This window comes from Dactylosporangium salmoneum, assembly GCF_039532525.1.
GTDB classification, from domain to species: Bacteria; Actinomycetota; Actinomycetes; order Mycobacteriales; family Micromonosporaceae; genus Dactylosporangium; species Dactylosporangium salmoneum.
Genome location: NZ_BAAARV010000003.1, coordinates 100,966 through 116,822, shown reverse-complemented (window position 1 = coordinate 116,822; position 15,857 = coordinate 100,966). Strand labels below are relative to the sequence as shown.

The following is a 15,857-nucleotide window of genomic DNA, read 5'->3' as shown; positions in this document are numbered from 1 at the left end:
CCGGGGCCGAGCCGATCGATCCGCCTGACGCTGTCGTGACGGTACGTCATCATCAGCGCCGCTTCGCGGTGGTGCGCGAAGGTTGGGGCCTCGCGGACGATCTTTTGTGGACGAACGGGCCGGGCTCGCATCGGTGACGGTCCGTATCCTCGGGCGGCATGACCATCGATCCCGTGCGTCCGGCCCGTCCCCGACAGGTGACGGTCGCCGCGTGGCTCCAGTTGGCCGTCGTCGCGCTGTTCCTCGGGGGCGTCGGGCTGGTGATCGCCTACGTGGTGCACCTCGACCACGTCATCTCCAGCGTGGCGGCGCGGATGCCGAGCGCCGACCCGGACGAGGTGGCATCGCTGCGCAGCGGCAACTACGTCGGGCTGCTGGTGGTCGGGGTGCCCCTGCTGCTGGCGGCGATCTGGTTCGCGGCCACGCTGTGGCCGGTGCGCCGCGGGTCGAACGTCGGGCGGATCCTCGTGTTCGTCGGCGGGGGCGGCATCCTGCTGCTCGGGCTCACGCAGGTGTGCGGCGGGTTCGTTCCCTTCGGGCTGATCGACATCCTGATCGGCGACGGGGCCATCATCGACGACCCGGGGCCGGTGGAGGGCGGGCGGTCGTTCGCTGAGGAGGTGTACGGCCGGGGGGACACCTTCGGCGACGCGGCGGCCGCCGGCGGCGCGGTGGGCGCGCTGCTCGTCTTCGGGCTGATGCTCGCGGTCGTGCTGCTGCTGGCGCTGCCGCCCGCGAACCAGTACTTCGTGCCGCGCGCTGCCTTGCCCGCGGGCCTGCCGATGATGCAGTTCGCCGGCTACGCGGGTGTTCCTGTCGCCCATCCCGCCGGTGTTCCTGTCGCCCACCCCGCCGGCGTTCCTGTCGCCCATCCGGTCGGCGCGCCCGTCGTCTTCCCGGCGGGAGCTCCCGCGGGCTTCCATGGGGCGCCGTGGCCGTACATGATCTGCCCCGACCCCTCGGCGCACTTCCCGGCGGTCCCCGCCTCCCCGCCGGCGTCGGCCGAGGCCGCAGGGCCGGATCCGTCGGCGCAGTCGTCGTCCGAGAGCGCGGACCCGTCGGTGGTCGACGCCCGTGAGGACGCCGGGCCGGGCGAATCGTCCGAGCAGGGCCAGGCGCGCTGACACCTCGCCATTGCCTCAAGCGAGGACGTCCGGCACCGATGGTACCGGTGAAGGGGGTTCTCGGATGGCGAGCGGTGGGCTGGCAGGGCGGTTGCGGGACATGCCGGTCGGCGTCAAGGTGTTCACCTCGGTGCTGGTCGTGGTCGTCGCCTCGGCGGTGATGCTCGTGGTGAGCCTGACCAGCTCCGGGCGGCTGGCCGACGGGGCGGAGTCGGTCTACAACCACGGGGTCATGCCCACGCAGACGCTGGCGCGGCTGCGGTCCACCATCCTCACCGACCGTAACTTCGTGCTGAACTACTTCCTGTCCGACGCCGAGTGGCGGCCCAAGAACAAGGCCTCCATGGGCGCGCTCGACGCGGACATCGCCGCGGCGTTCCAGGAGTTCGAGGCGCAGACGGTCGACTCGGCGGACTTCACGGCGCTGCGGCAGGACTGGACGTCGTACGTCCAGGTCCGCGACCAGAAGTTGCTGCCCGCCGCCGACAGGAACGACCTGGCGACGTTCTGGGACGGGTACAACGCGGCCGATCAGCTCACCACCGACATCGATAAGCGGTTCGAGGCGCTGACCAAGGCGCAGGCGGCGGGCGCGGCGGCGGACGCGAAGCACGTGCACAGCGTCCGCGCGAGCGCGGACCGGTGGATCATCGTCGGGGGCGCGCTCGGGATCGTGCTCGGGCTGCTCGTCGCCTGGATCGTCACGCGGGCCGTCACGCGGCCGCTGCGGCGGGTGACCGGCGTGATCACGGCGGTCGGCGACGGCGACCTGACCCGCGACGCGGACGTGGCCGGGCGCGACGAGGTCGGGCAGATGGCGGCGGCGCTGGGCCGGGCCACCGACAGCATCCGGCAGACGGTACGCGAGATCGCCGGCAACGCCGACGCGCTGCGCGGGTCGGCGCGGGAGATGGCGGTGGCCGGGGACCAGCTGTCGGAGGGGGCCGCGCGCACCTCGCAGCGGGCCGAGGCGGTGCGGCAGGCGGCCCGGGACGTGTCGGTCAACGTGGCCACCCTCGCCGCCGGTGCCGAGGAGATGGGCGCCTCGATCCGGGAGATCTCCAGCAACGCGGCCGAGGCGGCGACCGTCGCGGGCGAGGCCGTGTCCGAGGCGCGGGACACCACGACCGTGATCGGCGAGCTCGGCACGTCGTCGGCGGAGATCGGCAACATCGTCAAGGTGATTACCTCGATCGCGGAGCAGACGAACCTGCTCGCCCTCAACGCGACGATCGAGGCGGCCCGGGCCGGCGAGGCGGGCAAGGGCTTCGCGGTGGTGGCGAGCGAGGTCAAGGAGCTGGCCCAGGAGACCGCGCGGGCCACCGAGGACATCGCCGGGCGGATCACCACGATCCAGGACCAGACCGCGGCCGCGGTGGCCGCGATCGACCGGATCTCGCGGATCATCGACCGGATCAGCGACTTCCAGACCACGATCGCCTCGGCCGTCGAGGAGCAGACCGCGACCACGGCGGAGATGAGCCGCAGCGTCTCGGTCGCGGCGAGCGGCAGCGACCAGATCGCGCAGCACATCGACGGCGTCGCCGAGGCGGCCGGCTCGACCAACGCGGCGGTCGGCAGCGCGCGGGCCACGTCGGCCGCGCTGGCTCGCATGTCGGACGAGCTGACCGCGGCGATGAGCCGGTTCCGCGTCTGAGGCCTGCCGACGCCGCACGGGCGGGGTCATGCCGCGTAAGCCCCGAAAGCGAGAACCGTCAGGGGGGCCAGGTAGCTCGTGGTGCCGGCGGCGGTGTCGTTCACCGCATCCGTTGACCGTGCTGGCGACGCAGGAGCGTTGTCAGCCTCTGCGCCGCCCCGTCGGTGCCTGCCTCGACCTCTTCTCGGAGTTCCGCCGTGCGTCCCTGCCTGGCCAGTATCTGGAGATAGTGGCGCGTGGCGTACTGGTCTCGCCGGACGGCGAGGTCCCGGAGTTCGTCGACGCGGTCCTGTGCCGTCAGCAGGTCCACCAACGGAATCCGGTACAGACCGCCGTCTTCCGCCTGGGCGCGGCTGAGCAACTCGTCAACAGCTCCGTGAGCGGCGAGCTGCGCGGACAGGTGCCGCTGCGCGTGCCACGAGCCCTGGTCGGCCAGCGCCCATAGCTCGTCGAGGCGGCCCTCGCGCTGGAGCAGCTCGGCCAAGCGGAACCCGCGGTTCTCGCCCTGATCGAAGGCGAACCGCGCGGTGAGGGCCTCGATCGCCTCGTCGATACGACCCGCGCGCTCGAGTGCATACGCCAGCGCGGCATAGGCCCCTAGGTCGCCGGCCTTCCCCCGAGACCGCAGCTCGTCGTCGCGGCCGGCGCGGACCAAGAGACCGTGCAGAGCGGAAAGGGCGTCTCGATGGCCTTCGGTGGCCCGTGGGCGGATCACGTCGATCGCCTCATCGAGGCGGCCGGCCTTCGCCAGAAGGTCGGCGAGCTGGCACGCCAGGTCGGGGTGGCCGCGGAGTACCTCGATCGCGTGCCGGAGCGAGCCGGTGGTCTCGTACATCTGCGCCAGTCGGATGGCCTCCGGCCGTCCGCCCGCATCGGCCCGTGCGCGTACCTCCTCAATGCGACCGTGTTCGATCATCAGCTCGGCCCAGCGGTACCGGGCAGATCGACAGCCGGCGTCGGCGCGGGCCCGCAGTCGCTCGACGTTTCCCTGGTCGAACAGTGCTTCGGCCAGCCTGTTGGACAGCAAGTGTTCGAGTGGCGACCCATCGCTGTAGCGGTCGGCGAGGTCGGCCAATTCGTCTGCTTGACCGTTGTCGCTCAGCCACTCGGCGAGCCACCGGGCCGACCAGCTGTCGCCCCCGTAGGCGCGGGTGCGCAACTCGTCGATCCGCCCGTGCTCCACGAGGAGTCTTGCGAAGGTCTCCGCCGCATCGAGTGCATCGGAGCCCGCGATCGCACGGATGGCATCCAGCCCTTCCTCGATCCTTCCGGCCCTCAGCCGCAGCCAGCCGGCCTGCCAGGCCAGATAGCCATACTGTGGGTAGCGCTGGAACAACGCCCACAGCTCATCGGGAGCGCCCTGTGCGGCCAGGTGGTCGGCCAGTTCGTGGACCGCATCGGCGTGTTCGGCGGCGCGCAGCCGCAGCACTACCATGGCTTCGTTTCGGCGCCCGTTGGCAGTCATCGCCTCGACGTAGCCCTGGGCATAGCGCCAGGTGCCCTCCTCCGGCGGCGCCAGCAGGGCGATCGCCTCCTCGATCCGGCTCGCGGCGCGCAGGGCATTGGCAAGCCTTCGCGTGCCGGCGTCGGGATTCGTCGCCGCCAGCTGTCTCAGGAGCGCCATCTCCTCGTCGGTCCGTCCCTGTTCGCGCAGCAGGTCGGCCAGGCTCAGAGCGCCCTGTTCGTCGCCTTCGGTGGCGAGGCGCCGATAGCACTGTTCGGCGCGGTCGGGCCGCATGCGCTTCCTGCTGGCACCGGCGAGCCGGTGCAGGTCGGCCCGGTTGTGCGTGTGCTCGAGCAGGGCCTCCCAACAAGCATCGGGCACCGGTGTGGTGCGCCGGGCGCGACGCGCGTACTCCAGCAAGTAGTCAGCGACCACATAGCCGGCGACCACGCCCAGCCTCCGGCCGTCAGCCGGGACCGGGGTGAGCGTCGTGGCCGCACCATGCACGGGGATCAACGCGTACGCGAACGCGGTGTCGAGCCAGCCGGCCGGTGCGACGGCTCGTTGCGCGGGCGTCAGGTAACCGATCACGGCTGCCTCGAAGAACTCGGGGCGTAGTGCCGACCACGCCCCCATTCGTCGGGCGTCGGCGGCTGCGGTTATCACCGCCTTGGCGTACGGGTCAGGCGCCTGCATCCAGCGGCGGACGATCGCGGGCCCAGCCGCGAGGACCTGCGTCGGACCGATGTCCATGGTCGACAATGCGATACGCAGGCGGCGGTCGAACGCGGCGAGAGCGGTCGCTCGTTGCCGTTCCTGGTCGGTGAACGAGGTGGCCACGTCGATCACGTGGGCCAGTTTCAGCAGTTCACGATCGTCGTCGGACCCGCCGTCATCCCATCGGACGGAAACCGACCGATCCAGATAGATCTCCGGCCAGATCGTGCCGATGACGATGGCTCCGCCAGCTCGCAGTGCCCGCATGGTGGCGCCGGTGATGCCTTGATTGCCCAGAAATCGCTGCAATTCGTCGAGCCAGACGACCGTACGGCGCAGCGGCGACTGTGCCAAGGCCCGCACGGCGTCGGCGTCGGGCGGATGCACCAGGCGCCAGTCCGGCACGCACGCTCGTATCGCCTCGAACGCCGAGCGCGTCTTGCCCACTGACGACGAACCGACGAGCAGGAGGAAGCACCCGCTGGTAACCGCCGCCCGGAGCCGGTCGTCGAAGTCTCGCCGGACGTACACCGGCAGGGCACCCTCCGATTCCCGTGGCGCCTCGGGTCGGGTCCGGGTCCTACCGGCCGACGGGCCTGGCTGACCCGCTGCGCCATCGTCGTCGGCACCCGCGACGGGGATCTCGTGGATGGCGTCGGCGCTGTCGGCCGTGATGGCGGCGTGGACGCCGAGCAGCCGTGGGTCGGCGTCACGGACATGCGTCGCGCCGCACGGCCGTATGAGATCGGCGCTCATCGCGCGTTCCCATGCTCCCAGCCACGCCCCGATCTGACTCGGCGGGACTTCGCACACGCGTAAGAAGGCCAGCAATGTCTCTCGCCGCGGCATGGTCTTCGCCGAGAGGATGTCGCCAACGGTGCTGCGAGCAAGTTGCGCCTTCGCGCCGACGGCACGAGAAGCCCGCACCATGGCTTCGTAGGAATGGCCACGGCCGTTGCGCAGCGCATTCAGGGCGTCAGCCAGTTCCTCGCGCGTCCGCACGGTGGACGGGTCGAACGACTGCATCCCTCATCCTCCGGCGCCCCTCCGGTGATTGCGCACCCAAGCGTAGAGCCGGCCGGGGCCGGGGTGCACACGTCCTGGTCACGCCGGCGGTGTGGCGCGATGTCGTCCGGGAGCCTCCGGTCTTGTCGCCGGAGGCCCGGCCGAGGCGGTGACATGGGTCGGCAGCAGGAGACCGGCCGGTCCCATCCATCCGCTCCACGAAGGGGATTCCATGCAGCAGCATTGGCAGGCGATCACGGGCGCGATCGGCGACGTTTCGGAGATGGTCAACGCGGCCGTCGCGGTCATCCTGCTCATCACCAGCCGTCACGGCCGGGGGAAGCCACCCCGCGGCGGCTCGGCGCGGTGATCGGGAGGCGGGCTGGTCGCGGACTCGTGCGGCCAGCCCGGGAACCCCGGAGCCGGACGAGGCGACGGTGCGTCGAAGGCCACGCCGGCGGGCCCCGGGCCGGGACCCGCCGGCGGGTGCGGTCAGGCCGTGCTGCAGGAGACGGTCGGCCAGGTCCACTTGCCGTTGGTCTGGATGGTGACGCCCCAGTTGTTGCCGTTGCCGTTGGGTTTGGCGACGAGGACCTGGGCGCTGGGGTAGCTGGCGGCGATGTTCCAGGTCGCGATGACGCGCTCGGGGGCCGGCACGTTCATGGTGACCGTCCAGGTGTTGCTGCCGGTCACGGTCACGTTGAGGTTGTAGCGGTCGGACCATTGCTGGCCGGCGGAGAGGGTCGCGGTACAGCTGCCGCCCCCTCCGCCCCCTCCGCCGCCACCTCCGTCGGGTGCGACCGCGCGGCCGGTCTGCGGGGAGATCATGCCGGCGCACAGCCCGCGGGCGGCCAGGCCCTGGGCGATGCGCGGGATGGCGGCGAGGGTGTTGGCCGGCCACTCGTGCATGAGGATGATCTGGCCGTTGGTGAGCCTGGCGTTGGCGGCCACGATGGCGTCCACGCTCGCGCCGTTCCAGTCCTGGGAGTCGACGTCCCAGATGATCTGCGTGAGACCGTACTTCGCCTCGACCGACTGCAGGGTCGCGTTGGTCTCGCCGTACGGCGGGCGGAACAGCCGCGGCGTCCCCCCGCCCGCGCCGGCGATGGCCTGCTGGGTGCGGGCCACCTCCGAGTCGACCTGGGCCTGGCTCTGCTGGATCAGATGCGGGTGGGTGTAGCTGTGGTTGCCCACCCACATGCCGGCGCTCACCTCGGCGGCGACCTGGGCCGGGTAGGCGGCGGCGTACTGGCCCTCGTTGAACATCGTGGCCCGCAGGCCGTTCTGCCGCAGCGCGTTGAGCAGCGCCGGGGTCTTGTCGTTGGACGGCCCGTCGTCGAAGGTGAGGCCGACGTAGCCGTTGCACGTGGCGGCGTGGGCCGGGGCGGCGGTGACCGCGAGGGCCACGGCGCCGGCGGCCAGGCTGGTCGTCGCCGCGAGGGCGGCGATGAGCGTTCTCATGGCTGGAGTACCCCGTTGTCGGTGCCGGTCTGGTTGGTCGTGATCGCGGCGTGGGCGGCGCCGCCGGGCGGCAGCACCGCGGCGCAGGCGGCGCCGAGCGGGCGGCGGCCCGCCGGCGGGGCGGGGTTGTCGGTCATGGACCCGTCCTCCTCGTCGACATGATTGACGATGGTCGATGAGGGCAGGATGAACCCGCGGCGGGGGCCTGTCAACGACTTCCGGAAGCGCACGCAACCGTTCTGACTAGGAAAATTTTGGAAACAGGGGCGCCATCTGGGCCGTTCGGCGTCGATCACGTTCCGGAAGGGTTCCGAGATTTTTGGAAGTACCACGGAAGGTGCGGGAGGATTCTCCAGTGACAGTCGACGATGAGCCCAGGGTCACCATCACCGCGATCGCGCGGGAGGCCGGCGTGTCGGTGCCGACCGTGTCGCGGGTGCTCAACGGGCGCTCGGACGTGTCGCCGCAGACCCGCGAGCGGGTGGAGGCGATCCTGCGCGAGCACGGGTACCGGCGGCGAGCCGGCCGCAACCGGCCCGCCGCCGGCCTCGTCGACCTGGTCTTCAACGACCTCGACAGCCCGTGGGCGGTCGAGATCATCCGCGGGGTGGAGGAGGTCGCGCACGCCACCGGGATCGGCACCGTCGTCTCGGCGATCCACGGCCAGGCCGCCTCGGCCCGCCAGTGGCTGCAGAACTTGCGCGCCCGCGCCACCGACGGCGTCATCTTCGTGACCTCGGACGTGACCCCGCCGCTGCACGCCGAGCTGCAGCGCCTCGACATCCCCTTCGCCGTCGTCGACCCGGCCGGCGCGACGGTGGGCGACGTGCCGACGATCGGCGCGACCAACTGGGCCGGCGGGCTGCGTGCGACCGAGCACCTGCTGTCGCTCGGCCATCGCCGGATCGGGTTCATCGCCGGGCCGAAGCGCCTGCTGTGCAGCCGGGCCCGGCTCGACGGCTACGGCGCCGCGCTCGCCGCCGCCGGCCTGGACATCGATGCCGCCCTCGTGCAGCAGGGCGACTTCTACCACGAGTCGGGCTGGGCCGGCGCGGACGCGTTGCTGCGCCTCGCCGACCCGCCGACCGCGATCTTCGCCTCCAGCGACCAGATGGCCTTCGGCGCCTACGAGGCCGTCCGGCGCCGCGGCCTGCGGGTGCCCGACGACGTGTCCGTGGTCGGCTTCGACGACCTGCCGGAGAGCCGGTGGGCCTCGCCGCCGCTGACCACGGTACGGCAGCCCCTGGCCGAGATGGGACTGCTCGCCGCGCGCACGGTGCTGCGGCTGGCCCTGGGTGAGGTGCTGGAGACCCCGAGGGTGGAGCTGGCCACGGAGCTGGTCGTGCGCGACAGCACCGCCGCCCCGGCCGCCTCAGTGTAGGGACCAATTTGTTCTGTCCCGTGAGGTTGGCAACGCGGCTGGCGGGTGGTCGGCCCTCTAGTGCGGGTGTCCGCGTGGTGATTGTGGGTGTGGAGCCAGGGGCCGAGCGTGCTGCGGCGTTCGGCCCCGCGGCGGCAGGCGGTGGCGCAGGCCCATTCGTTGCAGTGCTGGTTCGGCACTGTAGCCCGGCGATATCGCAATGAGAGGGCGGTTATAGGGGAGCCGAGTAGCCTCAGTGCGGCAATCCGACATTCATTAGGAGGAATGTGATGCGCTGGCTTCGAATGGTCGTGACGGTCATTGTGGCAATGGCCGCCGCCGCGCTCGGCCCAGCCGCCGAGGCTCATGCTGTGCCTGGCGGTTATGGTGACTTCGGATTCGTTGGGGGGTACAACGACCACTGTCACGTGCATATGCGGAATGGCAACTGGTACTACAATCCGAACTTTTACGGTGTCCGTGTCGCGCTCTTTACGGACGTGATTTTCGCGGATGGCGATTTCTGCATCATCGGAAAGTCGCAGCTGCGCGTGGGTCTGCATTCGGAAAACATCATTCTGTTTGACGAGAACTACAACCAGAAATGGAGCATGGGATCATCGTCCTACGTGGACCTGCACACGTCGTACAGCTTTTTCCAGGGTTTCGACGGCAATTTCGTCCAGTACAGTGCAAATAACAAGGTGCTTGGTGCGACCAACACGTGTTGCCAAACCGACGACGGTGTGACGCGACTCCTGGCGATCCAGTCGGACGGCAATGTGGTGATTTATGACCACTACGAGCTGTCCAATACGTACGACGTGATCTGGCAGACGCACACCGCGCATTGAGTGCCCAGTCGTTTGAGGACCGGCGGTTGGACGGTGACCGGTGGCGTACCTGGCGTGGCCCGGGAGTCACAAGCCGCAAGCGTGGTTAGCGCTCGCCTGCGGCCCGGTGGGGCCGTGGCTGCCGTTCCAGATGCTCGCCGCGTCCTGGGTGGGGCTCGGCGCTGGCCTGCTCCCACGCCCCCCGACCGACCACGCCTCGATCTCCGCCGCTGTCACAGCGAAACATCTGCACAGTCAATCCGTCTGCCGTTGCAGTACTAGGCGCGGCGGGTGCCGGTGACGGCGGTGCGGGGGAGCCGGCCGGCCTTCGAGTGGCCCTCGAAGGTGTCGCCGGACGTCACCACATCGAACTCGAGGTGCAGGCGTATCGGGCGGGTCACCGACTGCCGCCACGTGACGCGGGGACCGTCGCAGGCGATGGCCTCCAGGGGTACCGTCTCCGATTTTGCCGTTGCGCTGCCCTCGATGCCGTCCGGCGTCCCGGTGAACTCGTAGACGGCGGCGATGGTGCCGATCGGGGTCTTCAGACGCACGTCCCACGTGCCGAGGATCGGGTGCATGTGGACTGTCCCCTTCAGATCGTCACCGGCGCGCGGCCGGTGTTGCGCCAGACCGTGCCGCGTCGTTCGTACTCGAACAGCTCCTCCACGGCGTGCGCGACGCGCGGGCCGAGCTCGCGTTCGGTGATGTGCAGCGCGAGGTCCAGGCCGGAGGTGACGCCGCCCGCGGTGACCAGGTCGCCGTCGTCGACGACCCGGGCGGGCACGGCGACGGCGCCGGTCGCGTCGAGCACGTCCATGCCGAGGCGGTGCGTGACCGCGGGGCGGCCGTCGAGCAGACCCGCCATCGCCAGGGCGAGGGAGCCGCCGCAGACCGTGGCCACCGTGACCTCGGGGTTGTGCAGGGCGGCGCGGATCAGCGGTACCGCCGGGGAGTCCGCGAAGCGGCCGAGCAGGACCGGGATCGTCTCCGCGCCCTCGTCGGGGTCGCCGGCGATCGGGCCGCTGGCGCCGGGCACGATGACGTAGCCGGGCCGGGTGGGGTCGAGGCGCGCGGACGCCTGCAGGGCGAGCCCGAGGGTCCCGCTCACGACGGTCCGCGGCCCGTCGGCGGCGACCAGCACCACGTCGAACCCGCCGCCGCTCGCCGCGCCGGCGGCGGCGAGGACCTCGAACGGGGCGATGACGTCGAGCGGGTCGAACCCGTCGAACAGCACGATCTGGATCAGCATGCCCCCGATGCTCGCCCCCGCGGCGGGGCGCGAACAGTGGCAGGATTGCCGTCCTTCGGCGGTATCCGGCCATCGGGCGCGGGTAGGCTCGGCGCGTGCATCGCGTGCTCGTGCTGGCGCTCCCCGACACCATCGCCTTCGACCTGGCCACGCCGGTCGAGGTGCTCGGGCGGGTCAGGCTGGCCGGCGGGCGCCCGGGGTACCGGGTCGAGGTCTGCGGGCCCGAGGCGCAGGTCGACGCCGGGCCGGTGCGGCTCGTCGTCCACAGTGGACTCGACGCGCTCGCCCGGGCGGACACGATCGTGGTGCCCGGGCGCAATCATCCGGAGCGCGGCGTGCCGGGCGAGGTGATCGACGCGTTGCGGGCGGCGGCCGCGGCCGGGGTGCGCATCGCCTCGATCTGCGTCGGCGCGTTCACCCTCGCCGCGGCCGGGCTGCTCGACGGGCGCCGGGCCACGACCCACTGGGCCGCCGCCGAGCACTTCCGGCGCCGGTACCCGTCCGTCGAGCTCGACCCGGGGGTGCTGTACGTCGACAGTGGACAGTTCGTCACCTCGGCGGGGGCGACCGCGGGCGTCGACATGTGCCTGCACCTGGTCCGCCGCGACTACGGGGCCGCGGTGGCCGCCTCCGCGTCCCGGCTGGCGGTGGCCCCGCTGCACCGCGACGGCGGCCAGGCCCAGTTCATCGTGCATCCCGGCCCGGCCGCCCCGGGCGCGCCGGGGCTGGGCGCGGTGCTCGCGTGGATGCAGGAGCACGCGCACCGGAACGTGAGCCTGTCCGAGGTGGCGGCCCGGGCCGGCCTGAGCGTGCGGACGCTCAACCGCCGCTTCCACGCCGAGACCGGGCGCACGCCGATGCAGTGGCTGGCCGGGGCGCGCATCCGGCGGGCCCAGGAACTGCTCGAGTCGACCGACCTGGGGGTGGAGCGGATCGCGGCGCTGGCCGGGTTCGCCTCGCCCACCAACTTCCGGGCGCAGTTCAAACGGTCCGCCGGGGTGACGCCGCAGGCCTACCGGATGGCGTTCCGGCCGTAGTGTAAGTGGCTGGCGCGCCCCGGTGGTCCGGCGGAACAATCCCGCGGTGCCCTCACTGCCGCTCGGGAAGGGGACCATGGCCATGTCCGAAGTTCGCACGGCGGCCGGGGCGGTGCGCGGCGGCCGTGAGGCGGGCGTGGTGGTGTTCCGTGGCATCCCGTTCGCCGAGGCGCCGGTCGGCGCGCTCCGCTTCGCCGCGCCGCGGCCGGCGCGGGGCTGGGACGGCGTGCGGGAGGCCGTGTCGTACGGCCCGCCGCCCCCGCAGCCCAGCGCGTTCGGCCGCGAGGCGGCCGCCGCGGGCGACGACTGGCTGACGGTCAACGTCTTCTCGCCCGATCCCGGCCCGGGCGCGAACCTTCCGGTCATGGTGTGGGTCCACGGCGGCGGCTACACCATCGGCGATGCCGGCTATCCCGAGTACGACGGCGGCCGGCTCGCGCGGGACGGCGGCGTCGTCGTGGTGACGTTCAACTACCGCGTCGGCTTCGAAGGCTTCGCGCAGATCGAGGGGGCGCCGCCCAACCGGGGCCTGCTCGACCAGGTCGCCGCGCTCGAGTGGGTGCGTGACAACATCCGGGGCTTCGGCGGGGACCCGGACCTGGTCACCGTCTTCGGCGAGTCGGCGGGCGCCGGCTCGGTCGCCGCCCTGCTGGCGATGCCCCGGGCGGCCGGACTGTTCCGCCGGGCCGTCGCGCAGAGCGTGCCGGGCACGTTCTTCTCCGCGGAGCTGGCCGCCGACATCGCCGCCGCCTGCGCCCGCGAGCTCGGGGCGCGCCCCACGGTGGCGCAGCTGGCCGCCGCGGACCCGGAGCTGCTGGTCGTCGCCGGTGAGGTGGTGGCCGCCGCGATGCGCGAGCGGGCGCCGCGGTGGGGCCGGGCGGCGCACCGGTCGATCCTGTTCGCCCCGGTCGTCGACGGTGACGTGCTGCCGGACACCCCGTGGCGCGCGCTTGCCGGCGGCGCCGGCCGGGACGTCGGCCTGCTGGCCGGCCACACGCGCGACGAGCAGCGGCTGTTCACCGCCCTCGAGGGCCTGCTCGGGCAGGTGACGCCGGAGCAGGAGGCCGCCGCCCTGCGGGTCTTCGCCCCCGGCCCGGACGGCGAGCGCCGCTACCGGGAGGCGTTCGCGGACGCGGGCCCCGGCGAGCTGTACGAGCTGGTCCACTCGGACTGGCTGTTCCGCATGCCCACCCTGCACCTCGCCCGGGCGCAGGCCGCCGGCGGCGGGCGGGCCCACGTCTACGAGCTGACCTGGCCGGCCCCGGGCATGGGCGGGGGCTTCGGCGCCTGCCATGGCCTGGACGTGCCGCTCGTGTTCGGCAACCTGGACCGCGGCCAGCCCGCCATGCTCATCGGGGGCCCGTCGCCCGAGGCGGAGGCGCTGTCCGCCGAGATGCGCACGGCCTGGGCGGCGTTCGCCGCCACCGGCGAGCCGGGCTGGCCCGCCTACGACGCCGGGCAACGCCTCGCCCGGGTCTTCGACGCCCCCTCGGTCGTCACCGCCTACCCGGAGGAGTCCTCCCGCCTGATCTGGCAGGACTACGACTTCCCCGTGCTGCCGCTGATCGGCGGATAGCGCCCGACCATCTGCAACCAATGGTTGCGCGATCCCGGGTCGCGCAGTAGCGTGATGAGCAACCAAAGGTTGCAGGAGGATCGTATGGAGCTCGGGACCATCGAACGCGAGATCTACGTCGAGGCGTCGCCGGAGATCGTCTTCGAGGTGGTGAGCAGCCCGGACCACATCAAGCAGTGGTGGCCGGACGAGGCCGACTACGAGCCGGTGCCCGGGTCGACGGGGGTGATCTCGTTCGGCGACCCCGCGGAGGGCGGCCAGGTGGCGTCGTTCTCGGTCGTCGAGGTGACGCCGCCGCGGACCTTCTCCTTCCGCTGGATTCATCCCGCGGGGGAGGAGGCGGCGCCGGGCAACTCGCTGTTCGTCACGTTCGACCTGAGCCCCTCGGGCGACGGCACGCTGCTGCGGATGACCGAGACGGGCTTCCGGGAGCTGGGCTGGGAAGCGGCGAAGATCGAGCACGAGTACCGCGACCACATCACCGGCTGGGACTACTTCCTGCCCCGGGTGGCGCCGTACGTGGCGACGCTGCGGGTCCGGCCGTGACCTCGGCGCTGGCCGAGCGGGTCGACGACGACCTCTGGTCCGCGATCGGCGACCCGACCCGGCGCCGGATGCTCGACCTGCTGCTCGTCGACGGCGAGGGCACCGCGACCACGCTGGGCCAGCAGCTGCCGGTCACCCGCCAGGCCGTCGCCAAGCACCTCGGCGTGCTGGAGCGGGTCGGCCTGGTGCGGGCCCAGCCGGCGGGCCGGGAGAAGCGGTACCGGGTGGACGACGCCCAGCTCGCCCGCGCCGTCGCCCAGCTGGCGTCGGTCGGCTCGGCGTGGGACGCCCGCCTGCGCCGCATCAAGCGGATCGCGGAGGCGATCCAGCGCACATCTGACACGAGGGAGCACGGGAATGGCTGACATTCTGCACCGCGTCGGGGTGAAGACCACGGCGCCGGACAAGGTCTACGAGGCCTTGACGACCATCGACGGCCTGGCCGGCTGGTGGACCGACGACACGAAGGGCGACCCCGCGCCGGGCGGCGTCGTGGCGTTCCGCTTCCCGGTCGGCGGCTTCGACATGGAGGTCCAGGAGACCCGCCCGCAGGCGCGCGTGTCGTGGCGCGTCGTCGCCGGGCCGGACGAGTGGATCGGCACGACGATCGACTTCGACCTGCACCAGCAGGGCGACTACACGATCGTGCTGTTCAAGCACGGCGGCTGGCGCGAGCCGGTCGAGTTCATGTACCACTGCAGCACCAAGTGGGCCATCTTCCTGATGAGCCTGAAGTCCCTGGTCGAGACCGGCGAGGGCGCGCCCGCCCCGCGCGACGTGCAGATCAGCGACTGGCACTGAGCCACGCCCGGCGGTCAGGGACGCTCCGGCTCCCTGACCGCCACGACGTCTATGACGGCGGGGTAGACCGCGTTGTCGGCGTTGATCTGGACGCGGTACCGCCCGGCGCCCACGTCCGCGCGGACCACCGTCTCGCGCAGCACGTCCCCGAGCACGACGACGCCGGACGGCACGCGCATCGCGACCACGGCGAGCTCGCAGGCCCCGCGCCGCCCCCAGTCCTCCTCGCCGGCCCAGAACCGCACCTCGATCCCGCCGTCGGCGGGGTGGCGCACCGACACGACGAAGGCGTCCTCGCCCGCGACCACCGGCGGCCGCTCGCGTCCCTCCCCGGGCCACCGCTCGGGCAGGTCGCGGAAGCCGGCCCCGCTGTCGCCGACCACCAGCAGCCCCCAGCCGAGGTCGCCCGTCAACGCCGCCACCAGCATCCGCCCTCCGTCCGCCGCGCACAGGCTATCGCCGCGGGCGCGACGCTTTCCGGTCCGTCCAGGGGTCCGTACGGGTATGACCATCGTCGACGAGTTCAGCGTGGTGGCCGAGCCGCTCCGGGGTGAGCTGACCGCGCACTGCTACCGGATGCTCGGGTCCATCGACGAGGCCGAGGACCTCGTGCAGGAGACCTACCTGCGGGCCTGGCGCGGGTTCGCCGGGTTCGAGGAGCGCGCCTCGGTGCGCACGTGGCTGTACCTCGGCATCACGCCGGTCGCGGTCAACAGCGCGGGCCCTCCAGCGGCAGAACGCGGCGATGGCGGGCTGAGAACACGGCCGGGCGGGGGCGAATGTTAAGGACCCGCCCGGCAATTGTGAAGAACCTGTGAGACGCGCGCGTCGCCGGCCCGGCGCGCGCGACGGTTTCCGGCCGGGGTGCACGCATCCGATAGCATCGACCCCGTGCCGAGACACGGGGAGGTCGGCATGACGGACACACCCGAGGGACCGCCGCCCGCGGCCCTGCCCGCCTCGCCCGCCTCGCCACCGCCCCAGTGGCACCCCTGGCAGCCCGTCCAGTGGGCGCCCCGCTCCGGCTCGTCGTGGCCGCGGCGC

General features: G+C 72.2%; 16 protein-coding genes and 2 pseudogenes. 12 read left to right on the top strand and 6 right to left on the bottom strand.

What is annotated here, in order from left to right; genetic code table 11:
- Positions 1-158 precede the first annotated feature (158 nt).
- Positions 159-1,124, top strand: coding sequence for a hypothetical protein (locus tag ABD352_RS00790; protein WP_344610196.1), 966 nt, complete (start codon positions 159-161; stop codon positions 1,122-1,124).
- Positions 1,125-1,224: 100 nt separating this feature from the next.
- Positions 1,225-2,781, top strand: a complete 1,557-nt coding sequence (locus ABD352_RS00785; protein WP_344610195.1) for a methyl-accepting chemotaxis protein — start codon at positions 1,225-1,227, stop codon at positions 2,779-2,781.
- A 100-nt stretch (positions 2,782-2,881) separates the two neighbouring features.
- Here the strand turns inward: ABD352_RS00785 and ABD352_RS00780 are convergent, their stop codons facing one another.
- Positions 2,882-5,968, bottom strand: a complete 3,087-nt coding sequence (locus tag ABD352_RS00780) for a hypothetical protein (RefSeq protein WP_344610194.1) — start codon at positions 5,966-5,968, stop codon at positions 2,882-2,884.
- 211 nt (positions 5,969-6,179) lie between these two features.
- On the opposite strand from ABD352_RS00780, the gene ABD352_RS00775 reads away from it, so the two are divergent.
- Positions 6,180-6,317 (top strand): hypothetical protein, encoded by a 138-nt coding sequence (locus ABD352_RS00775; RefSeq protein WP_344610193.1) that lies wholly within the window; start codon positions 6,180-6,182, stop codon positions 6,315-6,317.
- Between the two features lie 122 nt (positions 6,318-6,439).
- Here ABD352_RS00775 and ABD352_RS00770 read toward each other — a convergent pair whose 3' ends face one another.
- Entirely contained in the window at positions 6,440-7,408 is a 969-nt protein-coding gene (locus tag ABD352_RS00770; RefSeq protein ID WP_344610192.1) for a polysaccharide deacetylase family protein, read from the bottom strand.
- Complete coding sequence (locus tag ABD352_RS00765; protein WP_344610191.1) at positions 7,405-7,545, bottom strand: hypothetical protein; 141 nt, start codon at positions 7,543-7,545, stop codon at positions 7,405-7,407. Before ABD352_RS00765 ends, ABD352_RS00770 begins: the two co-directional genes overlap by 4 nt.
- 218 nt (positions 7,546-7,763) lie before the next feature.
- Between ABD352_RS00765 and ABD352_RS00760 the strand changes: the two genes are divergently transcribed.
- The 3 genes and pseudogenes from ABD352_RS00760 to ABD352_RS57480 all read left to right on the top strand — a co-directional run.
- On the top strand, positions 7,764-8,789 hold the full coding sequence (locus ABD352_RS00760) for a LacI family DNA-binding transcriptional regulator (protein ID WP_344610190.1): 1,026 nt from the start codon (positions 7,764-7,766) through the stop codon (positions 8,787-8,789).
- 266 nt (positions 8,790-9,055) lie between these two features.
- Positions 9,056-9,622 (top strand): hypothetical protein, encoded by a 567-nt coding sequence (locus ABD352_RS00755; RefSeq protein WP_344610189.1) that lies wholly within the window; start codon positions 9,056-9,058, stop codon positions 9,620-9,622.
- Positions 9,623-9,710: 88 nt separating this feature from the next.
- Positions 9,711-9,797 (top strand): annotated as a pseudogene (locus ABD352_RS57480) (ECF transporter S component); the annotation flags it as partial.
- An 82-nt stretch (positions 9,798-9,879) separates the two neighbouring features.
- On the opposite strand, the gene ABD352_RS00750 reads toward ABD352_RS57480, so the two are convergent.
- Complete coding sequence (locus tag ABD352_RS00750) at positions 9,880-10,182, bottom strand: hypothetical protein (RefSeq protein ID WP_344610188.1); 303 nt, start codon at positions 10,180-10,182, stop codon at positions 9,880-9,882.
- A gap of 14 nt (positions 10,183-10,196) precedes the next feature.
- A complete protein-coding gene (locus ABD352_RS00745; RefSeq protein WP_344610187.1) occupies positions 10,197-10,853 on the bottom strand; it encodes a DJ-1/PfpI family protein in 657 nt (218 codons plus the stop codon).
- Positions 10,854-10,948: 95 nt separating this feature from the next.
- Between ABD352_RS00745 and ABD352_RS00740 the strand changes: the two genes are divergently transcribed.
- The 5 genes from ABD352_RS00740 (at position 10,949) to ABD352_RS00720 (ending at position 14,813) form a co-directional block, all read left to right on the top strand.
- The gene (locus ABD352_RS00740; RefSeq protein WP_344610186.1) at positions 10,949-11,890 is read left to right on the top strand and encodes a GlxA family transcriptional regulator; all 942 of its coding nucleotides are present in this window, start codon (positions 10,949-10,951) and stop codon (positions 11,888-11,890) included.
- A gap of 82 nt (positions 11,891-11,972) precedes the next feature.
- Positions 11,973-13,466 (top strand): carboxylesterase/lipase family protein, encoded by a 1,494-nt coding sequence (locus ABD352_RS00735; protein WP_344610185.1) that lies wholly within the window; start codon positions 11,973-11,975, stop codon positions 13,464-13,466.
- An 84-nt stretch (positions 13,467-13,550) separates the two neighbouring features.
- Positions 13,551-14,012 carry an SRPBCC family protein gene (locus tag ABD352_RS00730; RefSeq protein WP_344610184.1) on the top strand — a complete coding sequence of 154 codons (462 nt, stop codon included), beginning with the start codon at positions 13,551-13,553 and terminating at the stop codon, positions 14,010-14,012.
- Entirely contained in the window at positions 14,009-14,377 is a 369-nt protein-coding gene (locus ABD352_RS00725) for an ArsR/SmtB family transcription factor (protein WP_344610183.1), read from the top strand. The genes ABD352_RS00730 and ABD352_RS00725 overlap by 4 nt, the downstream gene beginning before the upstream one ends.
- Positions 14,370-14,813, top strand: a complete 444-nt coding sequence (locus ABD352_RS00720) for an SRPBCC family protein (RefSeq protein WP_344610182.1) — start codon at positions 14,370-14,372, stop codon at positions 14,811-14,813. Before ABD352_RS00725 ends, ABD352_RS00720 begins: the two co-directional genes overlap by 8 nt.
- 14 nt (positions 14,814-14,827) lie before the next feature.
- Here ABD352_RS00720 and ABD352_RS00715 read toward each other — a convergent pair whose 3' ends face one another.
- Positions 14,828-15,235 (bottom strand): hypothetical protein, encoded by a 408-nt coding sequence (locus ABD352_RS00715; RefSeq protein ID WP_344610181.1) that lies wholly within the window; start codon positions 15,233-15,235, stop codon positions 14,828-14,830.
- An 82-nt stretch (positions 15,236-15,317) separates the two neighbouring features.
- On the opposite strand from ABD352_RS00715, the pseudogene ABD352_RS00710 reads away from it, so the two are divergent.
- Positions 15,318-15,530: pseudogene (locus tag ABD352_RS00710) on the top strand (sigma factor); the annotation flags it as partial.
- Positions 15,531-15,857: the final 327 nt, after the last annotated feature.